Annotated in this window: 23 protein-coding genes and 1 other RNA gene; 7 read left to right on the forward strand and 17 right to left on the reverse strand. The window is 65.0% G+C overall.

Translation table 11 applies throughout. From position 1 onward, the window contains the following. Positions 1-136: 136 nt before the first annotated feature. From ACVW1B_RS23315 to ACVW1B_RS23350, 8 genes are all read right to left on the reverse strand, one after another. Positions 137-649, reverse strand: coding sequence for a dihydrofolate reductase (locus ACVW1B_RS23315; protein ID WP_283069694.1), 513 nt, complete (start codon positions 647-649; stop codon positions 137-139). Beyond that, complete coding sequence (locus ACVW1B_RS23320; RefSeq protein WP_310880649.1) at positions 649-1,134, reverse strand: GNAT family N-acetyltransferase; 486 nt, start codon at positions 1,132-1,134, stop codon at positions 649-651. The genes ACVW1B_RS23315 and ACVW1B_RS23320 overlap by 1 nt, the downstream gene beginning before the upstream one ends. A gap of 20 nt (positions 1,135-1,154) precedes the next feature. After that, entirely contained in the window at positions 1,155-1,949 is a 795-nt protein-coding gene (locus ACVW1B_RS23325; protein WP_310880650.1) for a thymidylate synthase, read from the reverse strand. Positions 1,950-2,123: 174 nt separating this feature from the next. Beyond that, entirely contained in the window at positions 2,124-3,104 is a 981-nt protein-coding gene (locus tag ACVW1B_RS23330; protein WP_310880651.1) for a tripartite tricarboxylate transporter substrate binding protein BugD, read from the reverse strand. A gap of 134 nt (positions 3,105-3,238) precedes the next feature. Further along, positions 3,239-4,753, reverse strand: coding sequence for a tripartite tricarboxylate transporter permease (locus tag ACVW1B_RS23335; protein WP_018272999.1), 1,515 nt, complete (start codon positions 4,751-4,753; stop codon positions 3,239-3,241). 7 nt (positions 4,754-4,760) lie between these two features. After that, positions 4,761-5,261, reverse strand: a complete 501-nt coding sequence (locus ACVW1B_RS23340) for a tripartite tricarboxylate transporter TctB family protein (RefSeq protein WP_057015038.1) — start codon at positions 5,259-5,261, stop codon at positions 4,761-4,763. A gap of 93 nt (positions 5,262-5,354) precedes the next feature. After that, entirely contained in the window at positions 5,355-5,888 is a 534-nt protein-coding gene (locus tag ACVW1B_RS23345; protein ID WP_076824254.1) for a chromate transporter, read from the reverse strand. Beyond that, the gene (locus ACVW1B_RS23350; protein WP_310880652.1) at positions 5,885-6,496 is read right to left on the reverse strand and encodes a chromate transporter; all 612 of its coding nucleotides are present in this window, start codon (positions 6,494-6,496) and stop codon (positions 5,885-5,887) included. The genes ACVW1B_RS23345 and ACVW1B_RS23350 overlap by 4 nt, the downstream gene beginning before the upstream one ends. Before the next feature lie 89 nt (positions 6,497-6,585). Here ACVW1B_RS23350 and ssrA point away from each other — a divergent pair. The 6 genes from ssrA (at position 6,586) to ACVW1B_RS23380 (ending at position 10,342) form a co-directional block, all read left to right on the forward strand. Continuing rightward, positions 6,586-6,941, forward strand: a transfer-messenger RNA (tmRNA) gene (gene ssrA, locus ACVW1B_RS23355). A 148-nt stretch (positions 6,942-7,089) separates the two neighbouring features. Next, positions 7,090-7,611 (forward strand): SspB family protein, encoded by a 522-nt coding sequence (locus tag ACVW1B_RS23360; protein ID WP_057015035.1) that lies wholly within the window; start codon positions 7,090-7,092, stop codon positions 7,609-7,611. Between the two features lie 167 nt (positions 7,612-7,778). Then, positions 7,779-9,197, forward strand: a complete 1,419-nt coding sequence (gene fumC, locus ACVW1B_RS23365) for a class II fumarate hydratase (RefSeq protein WP_196238196.1) — start codon at positions 7,779-7,781, stop codon at positions 9,195-9,197. Positions 9,198-9,471: 274 nt separating this feature from the next. Next, positions 9,472-9,660 (forward strand): DUF4169 family protein, encoded by a 189-nt coding sequence (locus tag ACVW1B_RS23370; protein WP_016841076.1) that lies wholly within the window; start codon positions 9,472-9,474, stop codon positions 9,658-9,660. After that, a complete protein-coding gene (locus tag ACVW1B_RS23375; protein ID WP_024580116.1) occupies positions 9,657-9,932 on the forward strand; it encodes a ribbon-helix-helix domain-containing protein in 276 nt (91 codons plus the stop codon). The genes ACVW1B_RS23370 and ACVW1B_RS23375 overlap by 4 nt, the downstream gene beginning before the upstream one ends. 56 nt (positions 9,933-9,988) lie before the next feature. After that, positions 9,989-10,342 carry a VOC family protein gene (locus ACVW1B_RS23380; protein WP_076824248.1) on the forward strand — a complete coding sequence of 118 codons (354 nt, stop codon included), beginning with the start codon at positions 9,989-9,991 and terminating at the stop codon, positions 10,340-10,342. A 64-nt stretch (positions 10,343-10,406) separates the two neighbouring features. Here ACVW1B_RS23380 and ACVW1B_RS23385 read toward each other — a convergent pair whose 3' ends face one another. Both ACVW1B_RS23385 and ACVW1B_RS23390 read right to left on the reverse strand, forming a co-directional pair. Next, positions 10,407-14,114 carry an AsmA family protein gene (locus ACVW1B_RS23385; protein WP_310880653.1) on the reverse strand — a complete coding sequence of 1,236 codons (3,708 nt, stop codon included), beginning with the start codon at positions 14,112-14,114 and terminating at the stop codon, positions 10,407-10,409. A gap of 199 nt (positions 14,115-14,313) precedes the next feature. Beyond that, positions 14,314-15,546: a cytochrome P450 gene (locus ACVW1B_RS23390; RefSeq protein WP_310880654.1), complete on the reverse strand. Its 1,233-nt coding sequence runs from the start codon at positions 15,544-15,546 to the stop codon at positions 14,314-14,316. 157 nt (positions 15,547-15,703) lie between these two features. Between ACVW1B_RS23390 and ACVW1B_RS23395 the strand changes: the two genes are divergently transcribed. Next, positions 15,704-16,315 (forward strand): TetR/AcrR family transcriptional regulator, encoded by a 612-nt coding sequence (locus tag ACVW1B_RS23395; RefSeq protein ID WP_028342330.1) that lies wholly within the window; start codon positions 15,704-15,706, stop codon positions 16,313-16,315. Positions 16,316-16,319: 4 nt separating this feature from the next. Here the strand turns inward: ACVW1B_RS23395 and ACVW1B_RS23400 are convergent, their stop codons facing one another. The 7 genes from ACVW1B_RS23400 to ACVW1B_RS23430 all read right to left on the reverse strand — a co-directional run bounded on the left by ACVW1B_RS23400 (position 16,320) and on the right by ACVW1B_RS23430 (position 25,909). Next, the gene (locus tag ACVW1B_RS23400; protein WP_456779583.1) at positions 16,320-17,612 is read right to left on the reverse strand and encodes an MFS transporter; all 1,293 of its coding nucleotides are present in this window, start codon (positions 17,610-17,612) and stop codon (positions 16,320-16,322) included. A gap of 170 nt (positions 17,613-17,782) precedes the next feature. Further along, positions 17,783-18,421, reverse strand: a complete 639-nt coding sequence (locus ACVW1B_RS23405) for a hypothetical protein (RefSeq protein WP_253607591.1) — start codon at positions 18,419-18,421, stop codon at positions 17,783-17,785. Then, positions 18,381-19,022, reverse strand: coding sequence for a hypothetical protein (locus ACVW1B_RS23410; RefSeq protein WP_310880656.1), 642 nt, complete (start codon positions 19,020-19,022; stop codon positions 18,381-18,383). The genes ACVW1B_RS23405 and ACVW1B_RS23410 overlap by 41 nt, the downstream gene beginning before the upstream one ends. Positions 19,023-19,062: 40 nt before the next feature. Continuing rightward, positions 19,063-22,302 (reverse strand): AAA family ATPase, encoded by a 3,240-nt coding sequence (locus ACVW1B_RS23415; RefSeq protein ID WP_310880657.1) that lies wholly within the window; start codon positions 22,300-22,302, stop codon positions 19,063-19,065. Positions 22,303-22,525: 223 nt separating this feature from the next. After that, positions 22,526-23,272, reverse strand: a complete 747-nt coding sequence (locus tag ACVW1B_RS23420; RefSeq protein ID WP_310880658.1) for an ABC transporter ATP-binding protein — start codon at positions 23,270-23,272, stop codon at positions 22,526-22,528. Beyond that, positions 23,253-25,052, reverse strand: a complete 1,800-nt coding sequence (locus tag ACVW1B_RS23425) for a branched-chain amino acid ABC transporter ATP-binding protein/permease (RefSeq protein WP_310880659.1) — start codon at positions 25,050-25,052, stop codon at positions 23,253-23,255. Before ACVW1B_RS23425 ends, ACVW1B_RS23420 begins: the two co-directional genes overlap by 20 nt. Next, positions 25,052-25,909, reverse strand: a complete 858-nt coding sequence (locus ACVW1B_RS23430) for a branched-chain amino acid ABC transporter permease (RefSeq protein WP_310880660.1) — start codon at positions 25,907-25,909, stop codon at positions 25,052-25,054. Before ACVW1B_RS23430 ends, ACVW1B_RS23425 begins: the two co-directional genes overlap by 1 nt. Positions 25,910-25,915 lie beyond the last annotated feature (6 nt).

Genomic DNA, 25,915 nt, shown 5'->3' on the forward strand with positions numbered 1-25,915 from the left:
TCCTCGGCAAGTCCGGACGGGACGCCCGGCCTCGAATGTCCGGCCCGGTTATAGGGGACCGCTAGGGCCCTTACAACGCAAGCTTCCTGGCCGGACGAGCTATGCGCCGGGGCATAATTGTCAATGCAAACATTGGTTAACCCCGGCCGCGCCGACGATATGTCACATAGGAGAAGTCGGCACTGTCGTCCGGGCCTGCCGGATTTCGCACGCGCGCCACCTCGTCCCATAGCTGCGCATCGATTTTGTCGAACCGCGTGTCGCCGTCCGGCCGGGCATGGACCTCGGTGATCTCAAGGCGATCGGCGGTGCCCATCCATTGCGCGTAGATTTCCGCGCCACCGATGACGGCAATCTCAGTGGCGAAACGCCGCAGCGCGTCGCCAAGCGCAATGGCGCGGGCGTTGTCAAACGACGTCGTGACGATGGCGCCGCGCGCGCGGTAGTTGGGATCGCGCGTCACCACGATGTTGGTGCGGCCCGGCAGCGGCCTGCGCAGGGATTCGAAGGTCTTGCGTCCCATCACGACGGGCTTGTTCAACGTAATCGCCTTGAAACGCTGCTGGTCGGATTTCAGCCGCCACGGAATGGCGTTGTCGCTCCCGATCACGCCGTTCTCGGCGACCGCAACGACGAGCACGATCTCCATCAGCGTGCCCCTTCCGCGAGAGCCGACAGCGCCTCGCCGGAGACGCGGCAAATCGTCCATTCGTCCATCATCTCGGCGCCGAGCGACTTGTAGAATGCAATCGACGGCGCGTTCCAGTCGAGCACCGCCCATTGCAGGCGCGACCAGCCATTGGCGAGGCATTGCTTCGCCAGATGCACGAGCAGCGCCTTGCCGATGCCTTTGCCGCGCAGCGCCGGACGCACGAAGAGGTCTTCGAGATAGATGCCGTGACGGCCGGCGAAGGTCGAGAAGTTGACGAACCAGACCGCGAAGCCGGCAGGCTCGCCGTTCCATTCCGCGATGTCGCAATAGAGCTGTGGGTTGGCGCCGAACAGCGCCTCGGCGATATCGGCCTCGCTGGCGTGAACCTCATGCAGAAGCTTTTCGTATTCGGCGAGTTCGCGGACCAGCGAGAACACCAGTCCGGCCTCATCGGGCCGCGCGCGGCGGATCGTCAGCGACATTCAATCCCTCGGACCGCAACTTATACCGCCACCTCGGCCTTGATGTGCGGATGCGGGTCGTAACCTTCGAGTTTGAAGTCCTCGTAGCGGAACTCGAAGATATCCTTCACGTCCGGATTGATCACCATCGTCGGCAACGGCCGCGTCGGCCGCGTCAGTTGCAGGCGCGCCTGCTCGAGATGGTTCGAGTAGAGGTGCGCGTCGCCGAGCGAGTGCACGAAATCGCCGGGCTTGAGCCCGGTCACCTGCGCGACCATCATGGTGAGCAACGCATAGGAGGCGATATTGAAGGGCACGCCGAGGAAGACGTCGCCCGAGCGCTGATAGAGCTGACAGGACAATTTGCCGTTCGCGACATAGAACTGGAACAGGCAATGGCACGGCGGCAGCGCCATCTTGTCGACCTCGGCCGGATTCCAGGCGCTGACGATCAGCCGCCGCGAATCCGGATTGCGCTTGATCATCTCGACCACGCCAGCGATCTGGTCGATGCTACGGCCATCCGGCGCGGGCCACGACCGCCATTGCGAGCCGTACACCGGACCGAGGTCTCCGTTGGCGTCGGCCCATTCGTCCCAGATCGTGACGCCGTTGTCGTTGAGATATTTGATGTTGGTGTCGCCGGCGAGGAACCAGAGCAGCTCGTGCACGATCGCCTTCAGCGGCAGCCGCTTGGTGGTCAGCATCGGGAAGCCGGCCGCGAGGTTGAAACGCATCTGATGACCGAAGATCGACAGCGTCCCGGTGCCGGTGCGGTCGTGCTTCTCGGCGCCGTCGGCGAGGATGCGTTCGAGCAGGTCGTGATACTGGTTCATGGCGTCTGTTTCGGGCTTTCGAGAGAACGGCCAATGTAGCGACCAAGGCCGCCGGTCGGCACGCTGATTCGGCTGAACACACCGATTATACCCTGAAAAGTGAGCACTCCGCGCCAAACGACAAGGGGCGGAACTCGCGTCCCGCCCCTATCCTATCCACTTGATTGTACTGGATTAAGTTGCCGGCTTGAGCACCGGCGTCCACTTCGCGATCTCGTTCTTGACGAGGGTCGCGAGCGCCTCCGGCGTACGGTTGGCGGGTGCCGGGATCACGCTGCCGAGGTCGAGCAGGCGCTTGCGGACATTCTCATCGTCGAGCGCCTTGATGGCCGCGGCATTCAACGTGGCGATGATGGCGGGCGAAGTTCCCTTCGGCGCGAAAATCGCATTCCAGGCCTGGGCCTGGAAGGCCGGCAAGCCGGCTTCCGTCGTGGTCGGCACATTGGGCAGCGACGGGTTGCGCTCGGGGGTCGCGACCGCATAGGCCTTAATGGTGCCGGCGTTGATCTGCGGCACCGCGTTGACGATCTGGTCGCACATGTAGTCGACCTGGCCGGCGACCAGCGCATTCATGGCCGGGCCGGTGCCGTTGAAGGGCACGCCGACCGGCTTGATGCCGAGGATCGAGTTCAGGAGCTCGCAGGAGGCGTGCGAGACCGAACCGATGCCGGCATGCGCGGCGTTGACCTTCTCGGCATTGGCCTTCACGTAGGCGACGAATTCCTTGAGGTCCTTCGGCGGAAAGTCCTTGCGGGCAAGGATCAGGATCGGCGTGCCGGCGAGCAGCGCGACGGGCTCGAAATCCCTTTCCGGGTGGTAGGCAAGCTTCGGATAGAGCGGCACGGAGGCAGCGTGCGTGCCCATATGCCCTGTGATCAACGTATAGCCGTCATTGGCGGCACGTGCGGCGCGCGTCGTCGCGGTGGTGCCGCCGGCGCCGACCACGTTCTCGATGACGATGCTCTGTCCCAGCGTCTGCGCCATGTGCGCGGTGACGATGCGCGAAATGACGTCGGTCGGGCCGCCGGCTGCGAACGGCACGATCATGGTGATGGTGCGGGTCGGATAATTTTGCGCAGACGCCGGTACGGCGAATGCGCCGAGCGCGACAAATGCCGAAAGGCATGCGCCCGCAAGCGAGCGAATGGACATCATCTCAATTCCTCCCGGTGATCGTTTGACCAATAAAAATGCCGGCCAAATCGGCCGGCATTTTCATTTCACGGGACGACATCGAGTGTCGATTCGACTTCCGCCTGCGGCGCGCCGACGCAGGGCCGACGGCTCGCTCAGCCCTCGGATTCCACGAACACTTCGTCGCGCTTGGCACGCAAGGTCGGCAGCACGGCAAGCACCAGGAGACCGGCCGCGATCGCCAGCAGCACCGCCGACAGCGGCCGCGAGACGAACACGCTCCAGTCGCCGCGCGAGATCAACAGCGCGCGACGCAGGTTCTCCTCCATCAGCGGGCCCAGCACCATGCCGAGCAGCAGCGGTGCCGGCTCGAAATCGTGCTTGATCAGCCAATAGCCGACCAGGCCGAACACGCCGGCGAGCACGACGTCGACCGGCGCGTTGTTCACCGAGTAGATGCCGATCGCGCAGAACACCACGATCGAGGGGAACATCAGGCGGTACGGCACGCGCAGCAGACGGACCCAGATGCCCACCAACGGCAGGTTGATGATGATCAGCATCAGATTGCCGATCCACATCGAGGCGATCATGCCCCAGACCAGATCGGGCTGCTTCTGCATCACCTGCGGACCCGGCACGATGCCGTGGATGGTCATCGCGCCGACCATCAGCGCCATCACCGCGTTCGGCGGGATGCCGAGCGTGAGCAGCGGGATGAACGAGGTCTGCGCCGCGGCGTTGTTGGCGCTTTCCGGCGCCGCCACGCCCTCGATCGCGCCGCGGCCGAACCGCTTCGGATCCTTCGCCAGCTTCTTCTCCAGCGTATAGGCCGCGAACGACGCGATCACGGCGCCGCCGCCCGGCAGGATGCCGAGGATCGAGCCGAGCACGGTGCCGCGCAGGATCGCAGGCGTGGAATCCGCGATGTCCTTCCTGGTCGGCATCAGACCGGTGATCTTCTGCTGCACCAGGTTGCGGTTCATCTCGGCGCCGTGGTCGAGGTTGCGGATGATCTCGGCGAAGCCGAACACACCCATCGCCACGGTGGCAAAGCCGAGACCGTCGGCGAGTTCGGGGATGTTGAAGGCCATGCGCGAGGCGCCGGTCTCGATGTCGGAACCGACCATCGACAGCAACAGGCCGAACACGATCATCGCGATCGCCTTCAGCACCGAGCCCTTGGCGAGCACCACCGCGAAGATCAGGCCGAGCACCATCAGCGAGAAATATTCAGCCGGACCGAACGCCAGCGCGAGCTTGGTCAGCGGCGCGCCGAGCACGGCGATCAGCACGGTCGCGACGCAGCCGGCGAAGAACGAGCCGATCGCGGCGATCGCCAGAGCCGGACCGGCGCGGCCCTGCTTGGCCATCTGGTGGCCGTCAAGCGCGGTGACGACGGAGGTCGCCTCGCCCGGAATATTGACCAGGATCGAGGTGGTCGAGCCGCCATATTGCGCGCCGTAATAGATGCCGGCGAGCATGATCAGCGCACCGACCGGCGGCAGGCCGAAGGTGATCGGCAGCAGCATGGCGACGGTGGCGATGGTGCCGATGCCCGGCAGCACGCCGACCAGCGTGCCGACCAGTGCGCCGATCAGGCACATCAGAAGGTTGATCGGCGAGAATGCGACCGCGAAACCGTGGGCGAGATTGGCAAACAGTTCCATCACGCCCTCACTGGATCAGGAAACGCGGGAACATCGGCATCGGAAGTCCCAGCACATAGGGGAAAAGCAGCGCGCAGCCGAGGGTCAGACAGGCGCCGACAATGATGGCCTCGACCAATTTCGTCTCCTGCGAGCCCATCGCCGCGATCATGAAGGCGGCAAAGGCGGAGACCACAAGCCCGAGCGGCCGGATCGCCAATGCGAAGAACACGATTGCGGCGGATACGAACAACGGGCCGCGCCAGGAATAGGCCGCGATATGCGGGCCATTCTGCAGAACTCCCATCAGCGCGACACCACCGCCGAGCAACAGCAGCAGCACGGCGAACATGCGCGGCGCGGTTCCGGCGCCGAACGAAAATCCGTGCATGCCCTGCAAATCGCTCGAGGCCCACAAGGCAAACAGCGCAACCGCCATCATGGCGAGCCCGCCGACAAAATCCTGCGGACCGCGCACCCATTTCGGCAAGATCGATTTGACCGGCGCCTCGCTCGGCGTATCGCTCATGACTTCGCTTCCCCCGTCAGGGCTGTCCCGCCCGTTTTGATTGAATGGCTTGGTTTGTGGTGCGTTGACCGAAAGCCTTGCTAGCGATTTTCGTCAGATAACGCCAGCGAAACCCAAAAGGCCTCCGGCCAGCAACATCCACAAAGGGTTGATCCGCGTCGCAAAAGCAAGCGCGGCCGCGACAATGGTGATCAGGACCGCGATCCAACTTTGGTCTGAGGTCTGCGCCACGATCAGGCCGGAGGCCGCCATCAGACCGATCGACAGCGGAACCAGTGCCGCCTGGATCATCGCCGGCCAGCGCGCCTCGCGCGAGCGATCGAGGAAACGGCTCACATAATAGGCAAGCAGCGCGGTCGGTCCGCACATCGCCACCGTCGCGGCCAACGCCCCGGCGACGCCTGCGACAGAATAGCCTATCAAGGTCACGATCAGCACGTTCGGCCCCGGCGAGAGCTGCGAGATCGCGAATACGTCGGCGAACTGCTTGTCGGTCAGCCAGTGATGCACGTCGACGGCGGCACGGTGCATTTCGGGAATCGCCGAATTGGCGCCGCCGACCGCAAACAGCGACATCAGGCCGAAGGTCCAGACCAGCGCCGCGATCGGGTTGGACTCCGAGCTCATGCCCGCACCATGCGGCGCGCCAGGACCGTCGTCGCAATGCTGAGCGGGATCGCCACCAGCAGCACGATCTGGAGCGGCCAGCGGATCAGTCCGATCGCGACGAAAACAGCAGCCAGAATGACGAGGCCCGTGACATCGCGCCGCTTCAGGAGCGGCATCATCATCTTGAAGACGACGGCGAACAGCAGCCCGACCGCGGCGCAGGCGACGCCGGCGAGCGTCCGGCGCAGCACGTCGATGTCGCCGTAACGGGCATAGAGCGCGGCAAGGATGGTCGCGATCACCATCGGCGGCCCGACCAGCCCGGCGAAGGCCGCGAGCCCGCCGGCTATGCCGCGAAAGCGCGAGCCGAATACGACCGACAGGTTGACGATGTTCGGACCTGGCAGGAAATGGCACAGCGCGAAGGTCTCGTTGAACTCCTCCGCGGTCATCCAGCGGTGCTGCTCGACGATCGCGCGGCGGGCCCAGACCAGAACCCCGCCAAAGCCGGCCAGCGACATCTTGGCAAAGGCCAGGAACAGCTCGAGCAGGCCGGGCTGGTGGGGCGGCGATGGTACGGGGGCATCCGGCGCCGGGGCGGCAACCGGCGGAGATTCCGGGGGCATGGACGAAACCTAGAACGGCGCCGGGACAGCGCCAAGACCTTGGCCAGCCCCAAATCGGCGGGTTTTCACAGCCGAAAGGACCTGAATCGGCTCTGTTTTTCTAAGACTTTGCCGCTATATTGGGGGTGCCGGTTCGCCGGCTATGGAAATAAATGACCGTCGCAATAAACCATTCGGACCCGGGGGCGGTACCCGGCGCCTCCACCAAAACCCATCCGTCGCGGTGGCTTTCGGCGGGGGCGAAATAGGATCGACGAGGGCGTAAAGGGCGTGTTTTTTCTCGGTATGGTTCCGCCGACATCGGGCCAATGCAATAGTTGCCAACGACAACTTTGCTCCGGTTGCTCAGGCTGCGTAACGCAGTTTGAAAGACCATCTTAAAGTCCTAGCGGGTTAAGCTCCGCTAGGCGGGGTTCGGAGGCACCTGGCAACAGAAGCCTCCACTTTATCCCTTGCTTCCCAATCGGGCGTCCGCGCGCATTTCAGCGGCCAGCCCTGCTGATTTCCGGCTCCCGGCGGGGTAGCATGGCAAAAGGGCGAGTCGGACGGTCCGGCGCCGCCCCGGCGGGCATTTTCGAAGCGACAGGATCACCATGGCGACCGATCACATCCGATATGACGTGCTGGCGCGCGATGCGCTGCGCGGGGTGCTGCGCCGGGTGCTGTCCGACGCCGCCGAGCATGGCCTGCCGGGCGAGCATCATTTCTACATCACCTTCCTGTCGCACGGCGACGGCGTGAAGCTGTCGCCCCGGCTGCTCGCGCAGTATCCGGAGGAGATGACCATCATCCTGCAGCACCAGTTCTGGGATCTGGTGGTGACCGAGGATCGCTTCGAGGTCGGCCTGTCGTTCGGCGGGATTCCCGAGCGGCTGACCGTGCCGTTCGCCGCGGTGACGCGCTTCCTCGATCCGTCCGCGCCGTTCGATTTGCGCTTCGATGTCTCGGACGCATTGTCCGAAGAAGCCCCTCCCGCCACCGCACCGGCCTCTCCCCTGCCCGCCCCTGCGGCCCACGCAGCGGCCGAGACCGAGAGCGCCGAGACCGAGCAGGAGCCCGCGAAGCCCAGCGAAGGCGCCGAGGTCGTGCGGCTGGACCGCTTCCGCAAGAAATAATCTAAGCGCAGATCACGCCTCGACCTTGTAGGATGCTTGCCGGGATCGGGATGACAAATCGTCATCGCGGCCTACCTTCTGTATGAACGTGCCCTTCACGCGGACGCTGTCGCGTTGCCGCGCCGGGCCACGTTTTGATGACGCAACGGCAAGCATCCACGGAAAGCATGATGGCTCGATCGACGATCCCCTCCAAGGCAAAGACCCGCAGCGAGACCGACAGCTTCGGTCCGATCGACGTTCCCGCCGACCGCTATTGGGGCGCGCAGACCGAACGCTCGCGGCAGAATTTCAAGATCGGCCACGACCGCATGCCGATCGCGATCGTCCATGCACTCGGCATCGTGAAGCTTGCGGCCGCGGAGACCAATCGCGAGCTCGGCCAGCTCGATGCGCGCCGCGCCGGCGCCATCATCCGCGCAGCCAAGGAAGTAATCGAAGGCAAGCTCGACGACAATTTCCCGCTGGTGGTCTGGCAGACCGGTTCGGGCACGCAGAGCAACATGAACGTGAACGAGGTGATCGCCAACCGCGCCAACCAGATGCTCGGCGGCGAGCTTGGCGCCAAGAAGCCGATTCATCCGAACGATCACGTCAACATGAGTCAGTCGTCGAACGACTCGTTTCCGACCGCGATGCATATCGCCGCAGCGAGCCGCATCGTCGCCGATCTGATTCCGGCACTCACCGAACTGCATCGCGCGTTGCGCAACAAGGAGAAGGCGTTTGCCAAGATCGTCAAGATCGGACGCACCCACACCCAGGATGCGACGCCGCTGACGCTCGGCCAGGAATTCTCCGGCTACGCCGCGCAGGTCGAGAGCGGCATCGCGCGGCTGCGCGTCGCGGTGAAAGATCTGTTTCCGCTCGCGCAGGGCGGCACCGCCGTCGGCACCGGCCTCAACTCGAAGCCGCGATTTGCGAAAACCTTCGCGCGCCACGTCGCCAAGATCACCAAGCTGCCGTTCACCAGCGCGGCCAACAAGTTCGAGGCGCTGGCTTCCAACGACGCCTATGTGCTGGTGCACGGCGCGATCAACTCGGTGGCGACCGGCCTGTTCAAGATCGCCAACGATATCCGCTTGCTCGGCTCGGGCCCGCGCTCGGGCCTCGGCGAGTTGATCCTGCCCGAGAACGAGCCGGGCTCGTCGATCATGCCGGGCAAGGTCAACCCGACCCAGTGCGAAGCCATGACCATGGTCTGCTGCCAGGTGTTCGGCAATCAGACCACGATCACCGTCGCCGGCAGCCAGGGCCATTTCGAGTTGAACGTGTACAAGCCTGTGTTGGCATACTGTATGATAAATTCCATTCAGTTGCTGTCTGACGTTGTCCGCTCATTTACCGAGCATTGCGTTGTCGGAATACGCGCCGACGAAAAGCGCATCAACGAACTGATGCAGCGCTCGCTGATGCTGGTCACCGCACTCGCACCGAAGATCGGTTACGACAACGCAGCCAAGGTCGCCAAGTCGGCGCATGCGCGCGGAACGACGCTGAAGGAAGAGGCTTTGCGGCTCGGATTTGTTTCCGCGGATGAATTTGATCGCCTCGTGCAGCCGGACAAAATGACACACCCGGGCTAAAGCGAAGCGCGCATTGTCCGGATAATTACGGTCAGCGCGCGTGATATAATTATGGATCATAACGCCTAAAGACTAAGGCGCGTTACCTATGAGCTCTGCGCTGGCGCATGGTACAGACGTCTAGTTTTCGCAGAGCGAAACGGATTCTTTGATGCTATCAGAGCATCAAACGGGGATTCGGGATGGATATCGAGCCGGGCGCGTAGCGCAGTTGCTCTTGCTTTCGTCACGATGCATCACCAATTCCGCTCTGGGGACGATGAGGACGACGAGCATGGGCGACGTGGTCAACTTGAAACGATTCAAGAAGCGCGGTGAGCGCGAACAAGCAGCGAAGCAGGCCGAAGCCAATCGTGCGCTATTCGGTCGCACCAAATCCGAACGAGCGCGTGACGAATTCCTCGGCGAGCGCAACGCGCGTGTGCTCGATCAGCACCGCATCGAAAATGGAGACGCATCATGAAGTCTCCCGTCGTCAAGCGCTCGATTGTCGTCGCCGGACACAAGACCAGCGTCAGCCTCGAAGAAGCCTTCTGGAATGGCATGAAGGAGATTTCCGGTCTGCGGAACATGACGCTGTCGGAGTTGGTCGGCGAGATCGACAACAACCGTCAGCAGGGCAATTTGTCCTCCGCGATCCGGCTGTTCGTGCTCGACTACTTCCGCTCGCGCGCCACGCCGGCGGTGCCCACGGATGTCAGGCCGCAACAGGTTGACACGCGTCAGCAGGCCTGACGGCCGTCTCCGACCGTCGCCACCAGTAGACGGTCGTTCCGCTGCGCGGGCTCAGCATGAAGGTCAATCGGATCGTCGCGAACGTTGCCGCACCGGACACAGCGGCAGCGAAGTCGTTTTATCGCGACGTGCTTGGCCTCGAGCCCCTGATGGATTTCGGTTGGGTTGCGACTTATGGCTCATCCGAAACAATGCAGGCTCAAATCAGCTTCGCTTCCGAAGGTGGCTCCGGCACGCCGGTGCCTGATCTCTCCATTGAGGTTGACGATCTCGACGAGGCCCTGCGCCGAATGAAGGCAGCCTGCATCGCGATCGAATACGGACCGGCGGACGAGCCGTGGGGCGTGCGGCGCTTCTTCGTCCGCGATCCCTTCGGCAAGCTGATCAATATTCTCCAGCACCGATCATGAGCCAGCGCTTCGTTTGACGCGCTGTCTTGACGCGAACCGGTGCCCACTTCGCTTGAAAGCGCGTTTAGTTCTGCATCGCCGGCCGCTGCGGTGGATTGGCGACCTGCGGCGTCAGCGACAGCGGGGGCCGCAGCGGCTTTGGCCTGGCCGCGCCGGGCGCCGGCTTGACCTCGATCGGCGGCGGCAGCGGCGCCAGCTGCGGCTGGCTCGCAAGCGACGCGGGCGGCGCAATGGCGGGCGCGGTGGCGGCCGGCGGGACAGTCGGCGGCCGCGGCGCAACGATCTTCGGCTTCGCCGGCACGCGGCGCGGATCAGGACCAGGCCCCGGCAAGTTGGCGGAAGGCACGCCTGCCGAATTCGGGTTGGATGCATCCGGCGCCGGCTCGGCCGGATGCGGAAGCGCCGTTTGGGTCGGCGGCGGCGCCGGTTCGCCGCGCTCGATGGCGTCGAGCCGCTTGGTCTCCCGGTCGATCGCGCGCACCGCAAGCCACGACGACAGCGCCGCAATGTCGATGCTGCGCGACAATCCGTCGGGCGTGCCAACGGCAAGCAGCTGGATTTCCGGTCGGCTGTTGGCCGTGCCGACCTGCGTCGATGCCAGGGCGGCGCGGATGTCGGCCTGGTCGGCCGGAATGTCGTAGCCGCCGGATACGATCGCATTGGCGCCGTTCGCCGCGAGCGTGGTGGCGCCGACCCGGAGACGGCCGTCGCGGATGTTGAAGGGGATTTGCGCCGAAGCAATCGACAGCGCGCCGCTCGCGAGCACCGGTTCGACGATCTGCCGCAGCCGCGTGTCGTCGGTCGCCTGCCCGGAATCGCTGGCGCGGATCGCAACCTCGAAGGCGCGCGGATCGAGGCCCGGAAGGCTCAGCCCCTCCAGCGTCACGGTGCCGCTGCCGGACAGCGCGCCGGTCAACGCCGAGGCGCTGCGGCCCTGCGTCAACAACGTCATCTGCATCGAAGCGCGCCCCTTGGGCATCGCGAGACTGCGGTAGCGCAAGGCTGAACTGTCGATGCCGGACAGCTGCACATTGGCGCTGAGCGCAAGTCCGTTGGCGCCCTGTCGCGCATCGATGGTGGCGGTCGCCTCGCCACCGCCGAGCTTGCCCTTGATGCCGTCGAAGGTCAGCGATTGCCCGTCCGACCTGATGGTGCCGCTGACCGGCTGCAGTTCGGCGCCACCCGGCAGCAGGCCATGCAGCGCTTCGAACGTGACCTTGCCGCGCCAGGCGCTTGTGAGGCCCTGGCCGAGCGGCTCCGTCGCATCGTGACCGGCCGCGCCGATCGCGGCCGCGAAAATCGGCGCCAGCGTGATCTGATCGAGACCGACTTCGCCGTCGACGCTTTTCTGATCGGCGAGCGTCAGCGCCAGATGACCGCGCAGCCGTGAACCGGCGACGATGCTGTCGAGATCGTCGAAGGTCAGCTTGTCGCCCGCGAGCGTCAGCTTCGACGACAGGCGGATGTTTGCGACCGGATCGGCTGGCTTCAGATTGAGCAGCGGACTGATGTCGGCGCTGCGGACGCGGAGGCTGATGCTCGATTTGCCCGCGTTGGCCCCGTCCTTGGTCCAAGGCTCCGCGGTCCCTTCGGCATCCGCGTCGAGCCCTGCGCCCCAGAGCCTTGCCTTCAGCCGCAACGGCGCGCCCCACGCGCCGATCGCCGTGCCCTCGAATTGCGTCGAACCGGCACCGGCTGCGACCGCATGGTCAAGCCCAAGCAGCGCCAGCAAAGCGTTGCCATCGCCTGCCGAGAATTTCGTCTCCGCTGCAACCTCGTGGCGGCGAAGTGCATCGAAGTCCAGCGCACGGATCGCGGCCACCTGTGGCGTCGCCGAAATCACCGTATTGCCCTTGAGCTGCGGCGTGTCGAGATCGAGCGTCGCGCGCGCGCTGACGCGGTCGGCAGCCTTGCCCTTGCCGAGGTCGAGCGCGAGCCTGGCGCGAACCGGGCCGGCATCCGCGCGGAGCACGCCAAGCCGCGCGGCCAGCGCCGGCGCGAACGGCTGAACCACAGCGGTCAGCCGGCCAAGCGACGCGGCGGTCGCGTCGACCGCGAGCTTGCCGGTCGAATTGGCGCGGTCGAAATTGCCGCTGCCGTCGAGCGTGACGTTGTCGGGCTGGCCGATCTTGACGCGCTCGAGCACGACATTCTTCGGGCTATAGGCGATCTTCGCCAGCAGCGGCCGCAATTCCTGCCCGGAAGAGACCGCGCGCCCGACGTCGAGCGACAGCTGCGCCTCGTCGGGCCATTCGCCTTGCGGACCGGCCAGCGAGCGGATCAATGCCGCGGTCGCGTCGAGATCGAGCCGATCCGCCTTCAACTGCGCCTCGACCTTCGAGCCGCTGGTTGCCTCGCGGTACGTAACCGCGACGCGGCCCTCGAGCGTGCCGCTTTCGATCTCCGCCTTCATCGCATCGATCGAAAAGCCCGATGGTGACACCATGACGTCGCCGCGCAAACGCAGCGGCCTCTGGCTGCGATAGGTGGCGTCGCCGCGCCCCTGCAGCCAGGTCATCAGCGCGTCGGGATCGGACGATTCGATGTTGAGCGCGGTCTTGAAGCTGTTCGCCGCTCCAGCTTGCGCGCTGGCACCGCTCATCGAGACCCGCGTGGATCCCGGCGCGCGAAATTCCAGCCGGCGCACCGTCCATGATTTCGCATCCGATCGCAGCTCCGCCGAGATGTCCTGCAATGGACGGCCGCCGAGCATGATCTGCTCGGATGCCAGCTCCACCTGCGCCGGTATCGGGCTTTGCGGAAGACCCGACAACACCGCGCGCATCGCCGGCAGCACGCGGACCGGCTCGACATTGCCATTGCTGCTATCCTTGGCGGCGAACTTGTCGCCGTCGAGCTGCCGCGCCGTAAGCGAGGCGCGCAGCAGCGGCGACGCACCGAAACGCAGATCGCCATTGCCGGCGAGCTTCAGCGCACGGTCCTCGGCGCCATAGCTCACGTCGATCTGGTCGAGCCGCGCCGCCGAATAATCCGATTTCACCTTGGCCGCGATCCGCCATGGCGGCGCATCGCCGCCGCGCTGACCGGGCGCACCCGCCAGCGTCAGCGTGCCCTCGAACCGCGGCGCGCGGGCCTCGAATGTCAGGATGCCGTCGAGATCGGCCGACACCGGCCGCTGCCCGGGATCGATGCTGAAGTGCAGGCGAGTGCCGCTGCCATCGGCGCTCTGCCCCGAGGAGACCCGAAACGGGTAGCGGTTGCCGTCGAACATGAAATTGCCGTCACCCCGGATCGCGCCGGCAAGCGAGCGGACGTCGCCACTGAAGGCAATGTCGTTGAGCTCGAGCGTGCTGCGGCTCGCTGCATCATGCAGCGCGATGCGGCCGGTCAGGTTGAGCCGGTCGATCGCCAGCGAAGCGAGGTTGAAGCTCCCGCTCGACGGCGACCAGTCGATCCGCCCTTTCGGGTCCAGCCCGAGATCGAGCGACACGCCGTTGATGGTGAGCTCGTTCGCGCGCCACTCGCCGCGCATCAGCGAGCTCAGGCTGAGTTCGACGTCGAGATTGGCAGCCCGAATCTTGCCGAGGTCGTTGGCGCCGCCGACGGTGACCGTCTTCAACCGCAGCGAGGGTGCCGGCAGCAGACGCGCGTCGAGATTGCCGGCGACGCGAATCGGCACGCCGATGATCTTGGACGCCTCCGCCTCGAACTGCGGCCGGAACTGGTTCCAGTCAACGAAATATGGACCGACCAGCGCCGCGACCAGTGCAAGAATGAAGGCAATTGCCAGGCCGAGCAGCGTCGTCTGCACGGTGTCTCCCTTTGAGCCAGCTCCGGGGCAGCCTCCTCATGCTGAACCCTTTGCCAACCTCTGGCCGGAGCAACCCAAATATAGAGACAAGTACGGCGAAGTCACAGCCGGTTTACTGCTGGGACTCTGGACAGATGGTTGATTTCCCGTTCAAGCGTGCGTGTGCCGGCCTCGCCGCGGATCGCTGCCCGCGGGAACGTCACCAGCTCGCCGGCAGCCGCTTCAGCCCGCGCAGCACGAAGGTCGGGCGCCACTCCGGATTTTCCGCGTCATCGAGCCGCAGGTCGGGAATTCGGCGCAGCAGTGTCGAGATCGCGATCTCGGCCTCGATCCGCGCCAGCTGGGCGCCGAGACAGAAATGGATGCCTCCGCCGAACGACAGCGGCTTGACGTTCGGCCGCCGGATGTCGAGCCTTTCGGGGTGGTCGGGGTAGACAGTCTCGTCGTGATTGGCCGAGCCCAGGAGGCACAGCACGCTCTCGCCCTTCGGGATGCGCTTGCCACCGAGATCGTCGATATCCTCCAGCGCGACACGGCCGGTCAGCTGCACCGAGGAATCGTAACGCAGAAACTCCTCGATCGCGTTGGTGATCAGGCCGGGATTGGCCTTCAGCAGCGCGAGTTGGTCCGGGTTGCGGAACAGCGCCAGCAGGCCGTTGCCGATCAGGTTCACGGTCGTCTCGTGGCCGGCGCCGAACAGCAGGATGATGTTGCCGGTCAGTTCCTCGTTGGTGAGCTTCTGGCCGTCCTCTTCGGCCTGCACCAGCTGGGTGGTGAGGTCGTCGCCGGGCTGCTTGCGGCGCAGCTCGAACAGCTGATGGAAATACATCGCCGCCATCGCATTGGCGGCGTTGCCCTGCTTGATTTCCTCGGGCGTCAGCGGCACCGGCTCGAGGATGCGGCCGCCATCGCGCGAACCGTTGTAGAAGGCCTCGCGATGTTCCTCGGGGATGCCGAGCATGTCGCAGATGATGGTGACCGGCAGGCGGAACGCGAAATCCTCGATCAAGTCCATCTTGCCTTGCGGAATGATGCGGTCGAGCGTCTCGTCGACGACGTGCTGGATGCGCGGCCGCATGTCCTCGACCCGCCGCGCGGTGAAAGCCTTGACGACAAGGCCACGCAGGCGGGTGTGGTCGGGCGGATCCTGCTGCAGCATCCAGTGGCTCATGCTGCGGAAGACCGGCTCGTCCATGATCTTCGGACCGTAGCGGCGGATCGAGCGCTCGGCAAAATCCTTGCCGAACCGCTTGTCGCGCAGCACGAGGCTCGCCTCGGCGTGCCGGCTGGCGACGAAAGCGCCGTGCACATTGACATGCATCGGATCGAGGCGGCGCAGCCGCTCGTAATACGGATAGGGATTGCGAATGAATTCAGGCGCCAGTGGATTGAAAAGCGGCTCGCCGCTCGCCGGCTGAACTTGCTCGTTCATGGTGACCTCGTTCGCTCGCTACGCCGATGCCTAAAAGGCTGGCGTGCCCTGGTGTCATCCTCAAGACCGCATCATCACGGATGCGGCTGTTCTGGTTCTGTCGAATGCAACTCGATACACTCTTGTATCGAGTTGCATTCTGCCCTAAAATGCGCCGATGTCAAGGGTTCGAACCAGACCGACACGGGACGACACCTGCGAGAAGCTGTTCGAGGCTGCGGCGCGGGTGTTCGAGGAACAGGGCATCGGCGGCGCCAGCATCGAGGCGATCGCGGCCGCGGCGGGCTTCACCCGCGGCGCCTTCTATTCGAACTTCAAGAGCAAGGACGAGCTGATCTTCGCGATGCTCGAGGATCACGTCGAGCAATCGATCCGGCGCAATCTCGACTTGCTCGCCCGGCACAGCAACCTGGCCGACTTCCTCGAGGCGCTGCGCACCATGGATCGCAGCCGGCAGGATCCGCTCGGCCGCTCCCCTCTCCTGCACATGGAGATGATCCTGTTCGTGGCGCGCGCCGAGAAGCGCCGGCCCGAGCTCGCCAAACGTCTGCGCGCGCGGCGCAAGCTGATCGCCGACATTGTCACGACTGCGCAGAAGAACAGCGGCCGGAACGGCAGACTCGATCCGGATTGGACCGGAGCGATCGTGCTGGCGCTGGAAGATGGTTTCCGCCTGCACCGCCTGATCGATCCGGAAACCACCCCCGCCGACAGCTGCCTGCGCGCGATCACCGACCTGCAGCGCGCCATCGGCGTTTCGTCGGCCTGATGCGTCAGGCCGCGCTTGCGGCCTTGTGCATCTGTCCGGCGACGGCGCGGACCTTGCGGGGCGCGGCCTGCCAGATCGCAAATGCCGACAGCAGGCTGACGGCGATCCCGAGCAGGAAGGCGCTGGTATAGCTGCCCGAGAGATCATAGAGCTGGCCGGTGATCCAGGGGCCTGCAGCGCCGCCGGCGAGCGCAGCCAGCATCACGGTGCCGAAGATGCTGCCGTAATGCTTGCCCTGGAAGATCTCCAGCACGACCGGTCCCATCACGGATGTCAGGCCATAACCAAGCGCGCCCTGGGTGAAGACCATGAGATAGATCAGCGTCATGTTGGGCCAGTATTTCAAGGCGGCGAGCGCGGCGAAGCAGATCACGAAGCCGAAGCAGGAGATCGCCCACACCCATTCGCGGCCGATCCGATCGGAGAGATGCCCGAGCCAGATCTGGCCGGGAATGCCGAGCAGGCTGACGACGCCAAGCGCCCAGACGCTGACGCTGGAGCTGAAGCCGATGTCGAGCAGGAATTTGGTCTGATGCACCTGCACCGCGTACCAGATGTACAGGCCGCAGAAATAACCGATCGCGATCCACCAGAACCGCGCGGTGCGCAGCGCACGCGACAGCGTCCAGTCGGTGCCGGCCCACACGGGGTCGACGATATTCGATGCCGGCCTGGCTGACGTCGCCGTCGGCGCGGCATCGCCGTCGGGCTGCAGGCCGATGTCCTCCGGCCGCTTGTGCAGCAAGAGATTGATCGGCGCCAGCACGACCAGCACCACGATCCCCATTGCGGTGCAGGCGGTGCGCCAGCCGGTGTGCTCGATCATGTGCTGCACCCACGGCAGCAGCGTCACCGAGCCGATGCCGACGCCCGCGAAGGCGAGCCCGATCGCAAGTCCGCGGCGGCGGAGGAACCAGTTCGGCACGAACAACGATTGTCCGGAATAGCCGAGGCAGACGCTGCCAGCGCCGACCAGCACGCCGATCGTGAGATAGAGGTGCCAGGGCTGCGTCGTCAGCGGCGCCAGCAGCAGGCCCGAGCCCATCAAGAGCACGCCAAGCTCCATCACCGCGCGCGGACCGCCGCGGTCCATCAACCGGCCGATCAGCGGACTTGCGATCGCCGAGGCGACAAAGCCGAACGAGAAGGCGCCCGCCGTGATGCCGCGCTCCCAGCCGAATTCCGAGATGATCGGCGGATAGAACAGCGAGAACGCCGTACGCGCGTTGACGCCGATCGCCATGGTGACGAAGGTCACCGCGACGATGATCCAGCCGTAGAAAAAGGGAAGTCGCATCGGACGCAGCATTCCATCCGCAACGGAACAGGCTGGACCGGCGCCGTAGCGGACACTTGGGCAGCCGGCAGCAGGCGCTGCCACCAGCCAGATTCAGGACGACCTGGAGACAGAAGGGCCGACGCATCCGTCGACCCTTGCCGCCACAATCAACCGCCGTGACCGCCTCGTCAACGCTTGCGCGGACGCTTGGCCGACTTTTTGGCTGCCTTCTTCTTGCCAACGACCTTCTTCTTGCCGGCGCGCTTCCCGCCGCCTGATTTGGTGCGCCTGAACGTTGGCCTGCGGAGCGAAAGCTCGGGCCAGGCGATCGGCTGTTCACCGCTGTCCGGGTCGTTGTCGCCGGGCGGATCTTCGGCGCTGTCATCCATCGGCCCTTGCACGACCAGATGGACAAGATAGGCGGTACCGGCCCCATTCAGGTAGTTCGCGAGCGGCTCGTTGTTGCTCGGAAACAGATGCGGATGGGTCACCACGCTGTTTTCCTCGACCGAGAACTTCACCGCCTTGATCGCGGTTCGGGTCATCGCGTCGCCCAGGATCTTCTTGATCGCCTCTTGCGTCTCCTGAGGCAGCACATGGTGGAGAAAGAAGAACCATTTCCGCTTGGCATCATCCTTCCCGTAGTCCTTGCTCGGATAGGCACCGATGCGGAACGCCACGCGCCGCAACCTGTGGCTCGGATCAAACAGCTTTTCTTTCTTGTTGTGCTTGCGAAGAGTAGCCAGATCCTTGCCGCTGAAGAGCTCATTCAACCGGTCCACGATTTCAGCATCGGGACCGCTGCCGACGGGAAGTAGCGCACCCATTTGTCGTCTCCCTTTGTGCAATTTGATTCAGTCGTAAGAACTCGGACAGATAGCACCGCGGAATTGCCGGCGCGGCCTCCGGTCGAACCAGTACATGTTTGCGCCTCGGCCAATGATCGGCCCAGCACACGCTTGGACCGCGCTTGCGAGCTCTCAGGCCGCAAGCGGCAAGCGCAGTCAACTGCTCGATGCTCGATACCGCGCGCTCAATCGAGAGCGTGCGCCCGGTCTGCTTGCGTAGCCGGGCTGCGCCCTTGGCGAGAATCCAGCGGTCCGCCGCGCACTCGCAACCGAGCTCGGAATTGGCGGCGAGCCGGCCGCCTTTCGACAGATGGTGTCCGACTTCGTGAAGCACGGCGAAGACCAGGCCATCGGCGTTCATCGCCGCGTGGTAAGCCAGTCCGCCATAGATCCGCACGACGCGGTCGTTGCCACGAATGAAGGCCTGGGCATTGACGGTTGCGCTGCCTTCGTCGAGTTCGAAAAGCAGATCGGGAAACGCACGCCTGAAATCGGCAAGGATGTCGCAAAGGAGCGCGTCCCTGCGCGTGCGGGCGCTTCCTTTGCCGACCGGTTCGCCCGTCATATTCGCGAACAACATGAGATCATCCGAATGGGATCAGAACAAATTCACTCGCAATTCAAATATTATTGGCTTCGTTCGAACTTCGACTCGCTTTGACCGTCTTTCCCGCGCCACCGACAAAGGGCGCGAAGATCATCGCGCCGGTCTCGTGAAGCAGCGCGGTCGCGCGGTCCAGTTCCTTCGTGCCCTCCTCGGCCTCATCGCTGCGCCCGGAGCGCAACAGCAGATCGGCGCGAACCGATCGGGCAAGGCATTCCGGAATGCGCGCGTGCCGCTTGACCGCAACCGCAATCGCCTCGTCGACGGCGGACAACGCCGCCGCCGCATCTCCCTTCTGCCGATACGCGTTCGCCAGATCGGCGAGAATCCGTGCTTCGTTTTCGAGGCCGGCCTTGCGGGTTCGCGCGAAGTCGAGCGCGGCCGTCAGGTCCTCGATCGATGATGTGATCCGACCTGCCACCATATGGGACACGCCGCGGCTGGCCTGGGCGTAGACGCGCAAATATGGATTGCCGCTTTTGACCGCGAGCAAGAAGGCGCGATCGGCGTGGTGCTGGGCCAGTCCGACGTCGCCTTCGGACCAGGCGAGGTCGACATAGGCGAGGCTCGGAATGACATAGTGAATGGCATCGACCTGGCTGCCATCCAGTTGCAGCACGCGATCGAGCAGTGGCCGGGCCTCGGACCCGCGCCCTAGCATCACGAGCGTCTGCCCGCGCATGGCGGTCAACCAGACCTCGACGTCGAATCCAAGCGTCTCCCGGTCCGACTTCACGATCTCCGAGGCGCGCGCGGCCGCCTCCAAGTTCATCTGCAGCGCCTCCGACATCCGCCCCGAGAGCCGGAGCGCATGACAGAGAATGGCCTTCAGCGTGACCTGGACGCTGGTGTCGGTGCCGGTGTCGGCAAGCGCCTTGGCTTCCAGCACCCGCTCGACATATTCGTCGGCCGAGCCGCCATTCGCCAAAATCCGGCCGTAGGCAGCGTGAATCAGCGTGTTGGCGCGCAGGTCCCCCATCGCGAGCGCGAGGCCGCGGGCTTCCTCGAAATAGACCTGCGCATCGGCGGCGGAAATTCCCTCGCGCCAGCCGAAATTCACGATCTGGCCACAGGCCATCATCTTCAGATAGTCGGTCATTTGCGACGGAGGCTGGTGCGTCAGCAGTTCACGCACCTTCTTCCAGCTCCGCAAGGCCTGACTGGGATCGTTCGCGCCGACCCAGACCGCCGCACGCATGTGCTGCTGCGCCGCCTTCAAATGTTCGCCGGCATGCTCCCAATGGTAGGCGAGAAGCGACGCCCGTTCCTCGGCGCGATCCTTGAACAGCTTCTCGATCGCCTGCGCGACGGCCGCGTGAAGCTCGCGGCGCCGCTCGTGCAACAGCGACAGATAAGCGACTTCCTGGATCAGCGGATGACGAAACGCGATCAGCCGCTGCTCGAAGGGAGGCACGTCGTAGAGCAATTCGGCGCGTCGCAAATGTCCCACGGCTTCCAGCAGCTCGGCCTTCGCCAGTCCGGCAACGGCATCGAGAACCGACAACGAAATCTCGCGCCCGGCAACCGAAGCGACCTCGAGGGCTCTTTTTGCGTGTTCGTCGAGGCGATCGATGCGCGCCGCGACCACTGCTTGCACGGTCGTCGGAAGCGGGATTGTGTCGATGCCGCCCTTCAGCCGGTACGCGCCCTTCTCGCCCTCGAAGTCGCCGCGCTCGACGAGGGCGCTCATGAGCTCTTCCAGGAAGAACGGATTGCCGTGCGCGCGCTCGACGATGTTCCGGCTCAACAGCGCCAGCGACGGGTCGGTACCAAAATGATCGCGCAAGATCGATTGCGCCTCCGCGGGCCCAAGCGGCGCCATGTTGATCTGCCGATAATGCGACCGCTGCATCAGCGGCGCGCTCAATCCGGCCCTGAAATTGACCAGCAGCATCGTCGTGGTTCCGACCACGGCGTCGGCAAGGGCCTCGACAAACTCCTCGCTCGCCGGATCGATCCAGTGCAGATCGTCGATCAGGACGACCGTCACATTGTCACGAGGTGCGGCGCGTACCAGTTCGCCGACGAAATCGAGCAATTGGGCCTTGCGGGCCTTGGGATCCAGTTTCGGCGCGGGCTGGTGCGGGTCCGCCAGACCGAGGAATTCCAGCAGCACGGGTGCCAGATGATCGGAGACCGGCATCGCCGCCAGCCGGTCGAAGATACGGCGGCGCGAAACGTCCGGCGCTTCCTCCTTGATGCGAAGGCCGAAAATATCCCGAAGCAGCGCCAGCACCGGCTGAAACGGCGTTGCGCGGCCGTGCGCGAGCACACGCGCCTCGAAGACGCGGATGCCCTTGCTGCGACAACTCTCGGCAAATTCGAAGCAAAGGCGACTCTTTCCAATGCCGGCTTCGCCGACGACACCGATCACCCGGCCATCTCCCTTGCGGGTGTTCTCGAGTTCAGCTGTCAGCGCCGCAAACTCGTCGGCGCGGCCGGTCAAGGGACTCAACCGTCGTCCGGTCCGGAACACACCGCTCGACGGCGCATGCTGAAGGCCCCTCAGCCTGAGCACCTCGACGGGAGCCGCGAGCCCCCGAATGGCCTGCTCGCCAAGCGACTCCACCTCCACGAACTGCTTCGCGACAGCGTAGGTTTCCCTCGAGACCAGAATGGTGCCGGGCTCGGCAAGGTGCTCCAGTCGACTGGCGAGGTGCACGTTCGCGCCCGCGGCATCATAGGTTTGATAGATGCCGTGCTCGATGGCCTGGAAGACGACCTCACCGGTGTGGACGCCGACGCGGATTTGCATATCGACGTCATGCAGCCGCTTGACGTCATCCTGCATCGCCAACGCCGCGAGACAGCCCCGAACGGCGTGATCCTCATGAGGCTGCGGGGCGCCGAACATCGCCATGACGCCGTCGCCTTGGGCCTTGTTGACGACGCCGCCGTAGCGGTGAACCGCCTCGTTCATCAGGTCGAGCACCGGCTGCAAGCGCCGCATGCCCAGTTCGGGATCTCCGAGGCTATCGATGATGCCCGTCGAGTTGCTGATATCAGCGAAAAGGATCGTGAGGCGCTTCCGCTCCCCGCCCTTGGCATGCAGGCTCCTCAGGGCATGCTCGTGCGACGGCTGAACCCGGGTCGCGTCAATCGCCGTCGCCAACGCAGCGCCACACTTTCCGCAAAAGCGGCTGCTTGATCCGTTCAGGTGGCCGCAAGCTTCACACGTAATTCCGAGAGAGGCCCCGCACCCTTCGCAATACTCATTGGTCGCCCTGTTCTGACAACCGCAACGCAAACATTGCATCGTAGGCCTCTTGAAGAGAGCTGCAGACGCAGGCAACCGCAACAAGTCTTAAAAACAACGCGACAATGATCACAATCGGGCATCGCTGTGAAGCTTAGCAAAGCCGCCTGCACCTGTCGTGTCATTTTATGGCGCACGTGCAGATTGCGCCACAACGGCAGTCGACGCCGCATCCGATCACAAGTTGCGTGGCCGTTGGCGTCGAGCACACAGGTTGCATTGGCTAGGTCTGCAACGCGTGGCTCTCATGGCCGAAATAGGCGCGCTCGAGCCGATGCGCGAGGTCGCTCTCTCCGGTCGGCGCCTCCAGCGCGATCGCACCCTGCACCAGCGCGTAGACGCGATCGGCACAGGCGAGTGCCTTCTCCAAGAGCTGCTCGACCAGCAGCACGGAGGTGCCCTGCTCGCGCAGCCGGCCGATGACGTTGAGGACGCGATCGATCAGCACCGGCGACAGTCCGGCGGACGGCTCGTCGAGCATCAACAGCCGCGGCCGGCGGACCAGGCCCTGCGCCACCGTCAGCATCTGCTGCTGCCCGCCCGACAGCGCGCCGCCGCGTTCATGCCGCTTCTCGGCGATTTCGGGAAAGAACGCCAATGCCTCCTCGATGCGCACGGCGCGCTCGGCGCGCGGCAGGTCATAGCCGGCAAGCAGCAAATTGTCGGTCACCGAGATCTGCGTGAACACGCGATGTCCCTCGATCACATGCACCAGCCCGGCACGCGCGGCATCGCGCGGCGTGGCGTTGGTCATGTCGCGGTCGCCGAACCGGACCTGTCCGGCAGTGACGGGCAACAGTCCGGACATCGCGCGCAGCAGCGTGGTCTTGCCGGCCCCGTTGGGCCCGAGCAGCGCCACGACCTCGCCGGCGCCAATCGTGATGTCGATGCCGTGCAGCACACGGATCTTGCCATAGCCGGACTGCAGCCCATTGACCGCGAGCAACGGTTCAGCCGCCGAGATAGGCACTGACGACCTCCTTGTGGACGCGGATCTCCGCCGGGGTTCCCGCCGCCAGCGTCCGGCCCAGATTGAGCACGGTGACCTCGTGGCAGATATCGAAGATCAGATCGGCATGGTGCTCGACCAGCAGCACACCGGTACCGCGGCCGCAGACCGCCTTGATCAGGCTGGCAAGCCGCTCGATCTCGTCATTGGAGAGACCCGCGGCGGGCTCGTCGAGCAGCAGGAAGTCCGGATCGAGCATCAGCGCCCGCGCGATCTCGATGAAGCGCAGTTCGCTGTGCTGCAGGCGATCGGCGCGTATGTCGGCGAGCGCCTCGAGGCCGACGACGCCGAGCAGTGCGTACGCCTTGGCCGCGAGCAGACGCTCGTCGGCGCCGTTGCGCGGCAGTGCGAGTATCGCCTCGACGAAATTGGCACGGCCCTCGATCGAGCCGCCGATCATGACGTTCTCTAGCACCGAGGCTTCGCCGATCACCCGCGGCGTCTGGAAGGTGCGCGCGATGCCGCACGCGGCGCGCTTGACCGGCTGGCCCGCGGCCAGGACTTCGCCGCCAAGCGTCATGGTGCCGGCTTTGGCGGCATAATAGCCCGAGATCACGTTGAGCGTCGTGGTCTTGCCGCTGCCGTTCGGTCCGATCAGCCCGTGGATCGCGCCGGGCGCAATATCGAGATCGAGACCATCGATCGCCTTCACATTGCCGAAGCTCAGCGCGATGCCGCGCAGCTGCAGCGTCTTGCCGCCGTCCCTGCGGCGCACGATGTCGGCGAGTGCAGCGGGACGCGGAACGATGGCGCGGTTGCTGGCGAGCGGCCGGCGGTTGCGGAAATCGAGCAGCGCCGCGATGCCACCGGGCATCACCAGCACGATCACGAGCAGCAGCACCGCGTAGAGGAAGGTCGACCACGCCGCGAGTGGCGCCGCGATCTCGGGCAGGATGGTCAGGATGATGGTGCCGAGCATGGGCCCGAGGATCGAGCCGCGGCCGCCGATCAGGATCGCGATGAAGAACAGCACCGAGAGATCGAAAGTGAACGCATCGGGCGTGATGTAGGTCTGCAGGGTCGCGAACAATCCGCCGGCGATCGCCGCCAGCGCGCCGGCGAACAGGAAGATCGCGATCAGCATTTTCGGCTTGGAGATGCCGCTGGCCTCAGCGGCGACCTCGGCGTCGCGCACCGCGATCAGCGCGCGGCCGAACCGGCTGCGCGCGACATTGGCGCTCATCCAGGTGGTCAGCGCGGCGAAGGCGATGCAGAGGGCGTAGAAGCCCCACGGCGTATTGAACGGCGGCGGGAATTCGGGACCTGCAATGCCGATGCCGCCGCCGGTCACGCTCTGCCAGGCCAGCGCAATCTGGGTCACGATGGTCGCAAAGCCAAGCGTCGACATGGCGAAGTAGAAGGTACGCAGGCGCAGCGCCGGCAGACCGACCACCACGCCGAAGATCGCGCCGATCAGGCCGGCGATCGGCAAGGCGACGAATACCGGAAGCGCCGGCATCACGTTGCCGGCAACCAGCACGCTCGTCGTGTAGGCGCCGAGCGTCAGCAGCGCGACATAGCCGATCGCAAGGTGACCGGCGAAGCCGACCACCAGATTGAGGCCCGACACCAGCACCCAGTAGATCGCCATGCGGGTACCGATCAGCACCCAGTAATCGTTGCTGACGAACGGCAGCAGCACCGCCGCCACCAGAATGCCGAGGAACGGCAGGACGTGCGGCAGCGCGGCGCGCCACACGCCGCTGTCGGTTCGGGACGGCGTGGCCACGACCGACGTCATCACACTCTCCGCGCGGTCGAGGCGCCGAACAGCCCTTGCGGCGCGGCGAGCAGCACCACGATGAACAGCGTGAACACCGCGACCGAGGAGAAGATGCCGCCGACCAGGAAGTTCGCCGCCTGCTGGAACAGGCCGAGCGCCAGCCCGCCGATGATCGCGCCTCTGTTATTGCCGAGCCCGCCCAGCGCCACCGGCACGAAGCCGTAGAAGTTGAGCAGCGCGCCGTTGGCGAAGAAGGCCAGCAGCAACTGCCCGCCGGAAAACCCGGCGATGCCGCCGACCACGCCGGCGAGCGCGTAGCTCGCGACGCGCAGATTGCACTCCGGCAGGCCGAGCGCCCGCGCCGCAAAATTATCCTCGGCGATGGCAAGGAACGCGCGGCCGACCAGGGTGCGGCGGTAGAGATATTCAAGGCCGATGATGGTGACGGCGCAGGCGAGGACCGGCAGCCAGAATTTCTCGTCCCAAACGCCCTCGCCGAATCCCGCGATGCGCGGGAACGGCTGCGGCTCGGTGCCCCATTTGATCGCGGTGATTTGCTGGATCATCAGCGCGACCGCGAGGGTCGAGAGCACGTAGAGATGCTGGTCGAGGCTCTTGAGCACCGGCCGCACCGCGACGAATTCCGTGATGATTCCGATCACCGCGCAGCAGAGCAGCGTCAGCACGAAGCCGACGGCAATGGGCAGGCCGAGCTTCAGCGTGAACATCGAGCCAAACACGCCGCCCAGCATCGCCAGCTGGCCGGCGGTGAAGCTCATCACCCGCGAGGTCGAGAACATCGTGTTGTAGGTGACGCCGACGAGCGCGTAGATCGCGCCCGCCGCGAGACCGGATGCAAGGATCGAGGCCAGCATCGGCTG

It is taken from the genome of Bradyrhizobium sp. USDA 4502 (assembly GCF_054063355.1).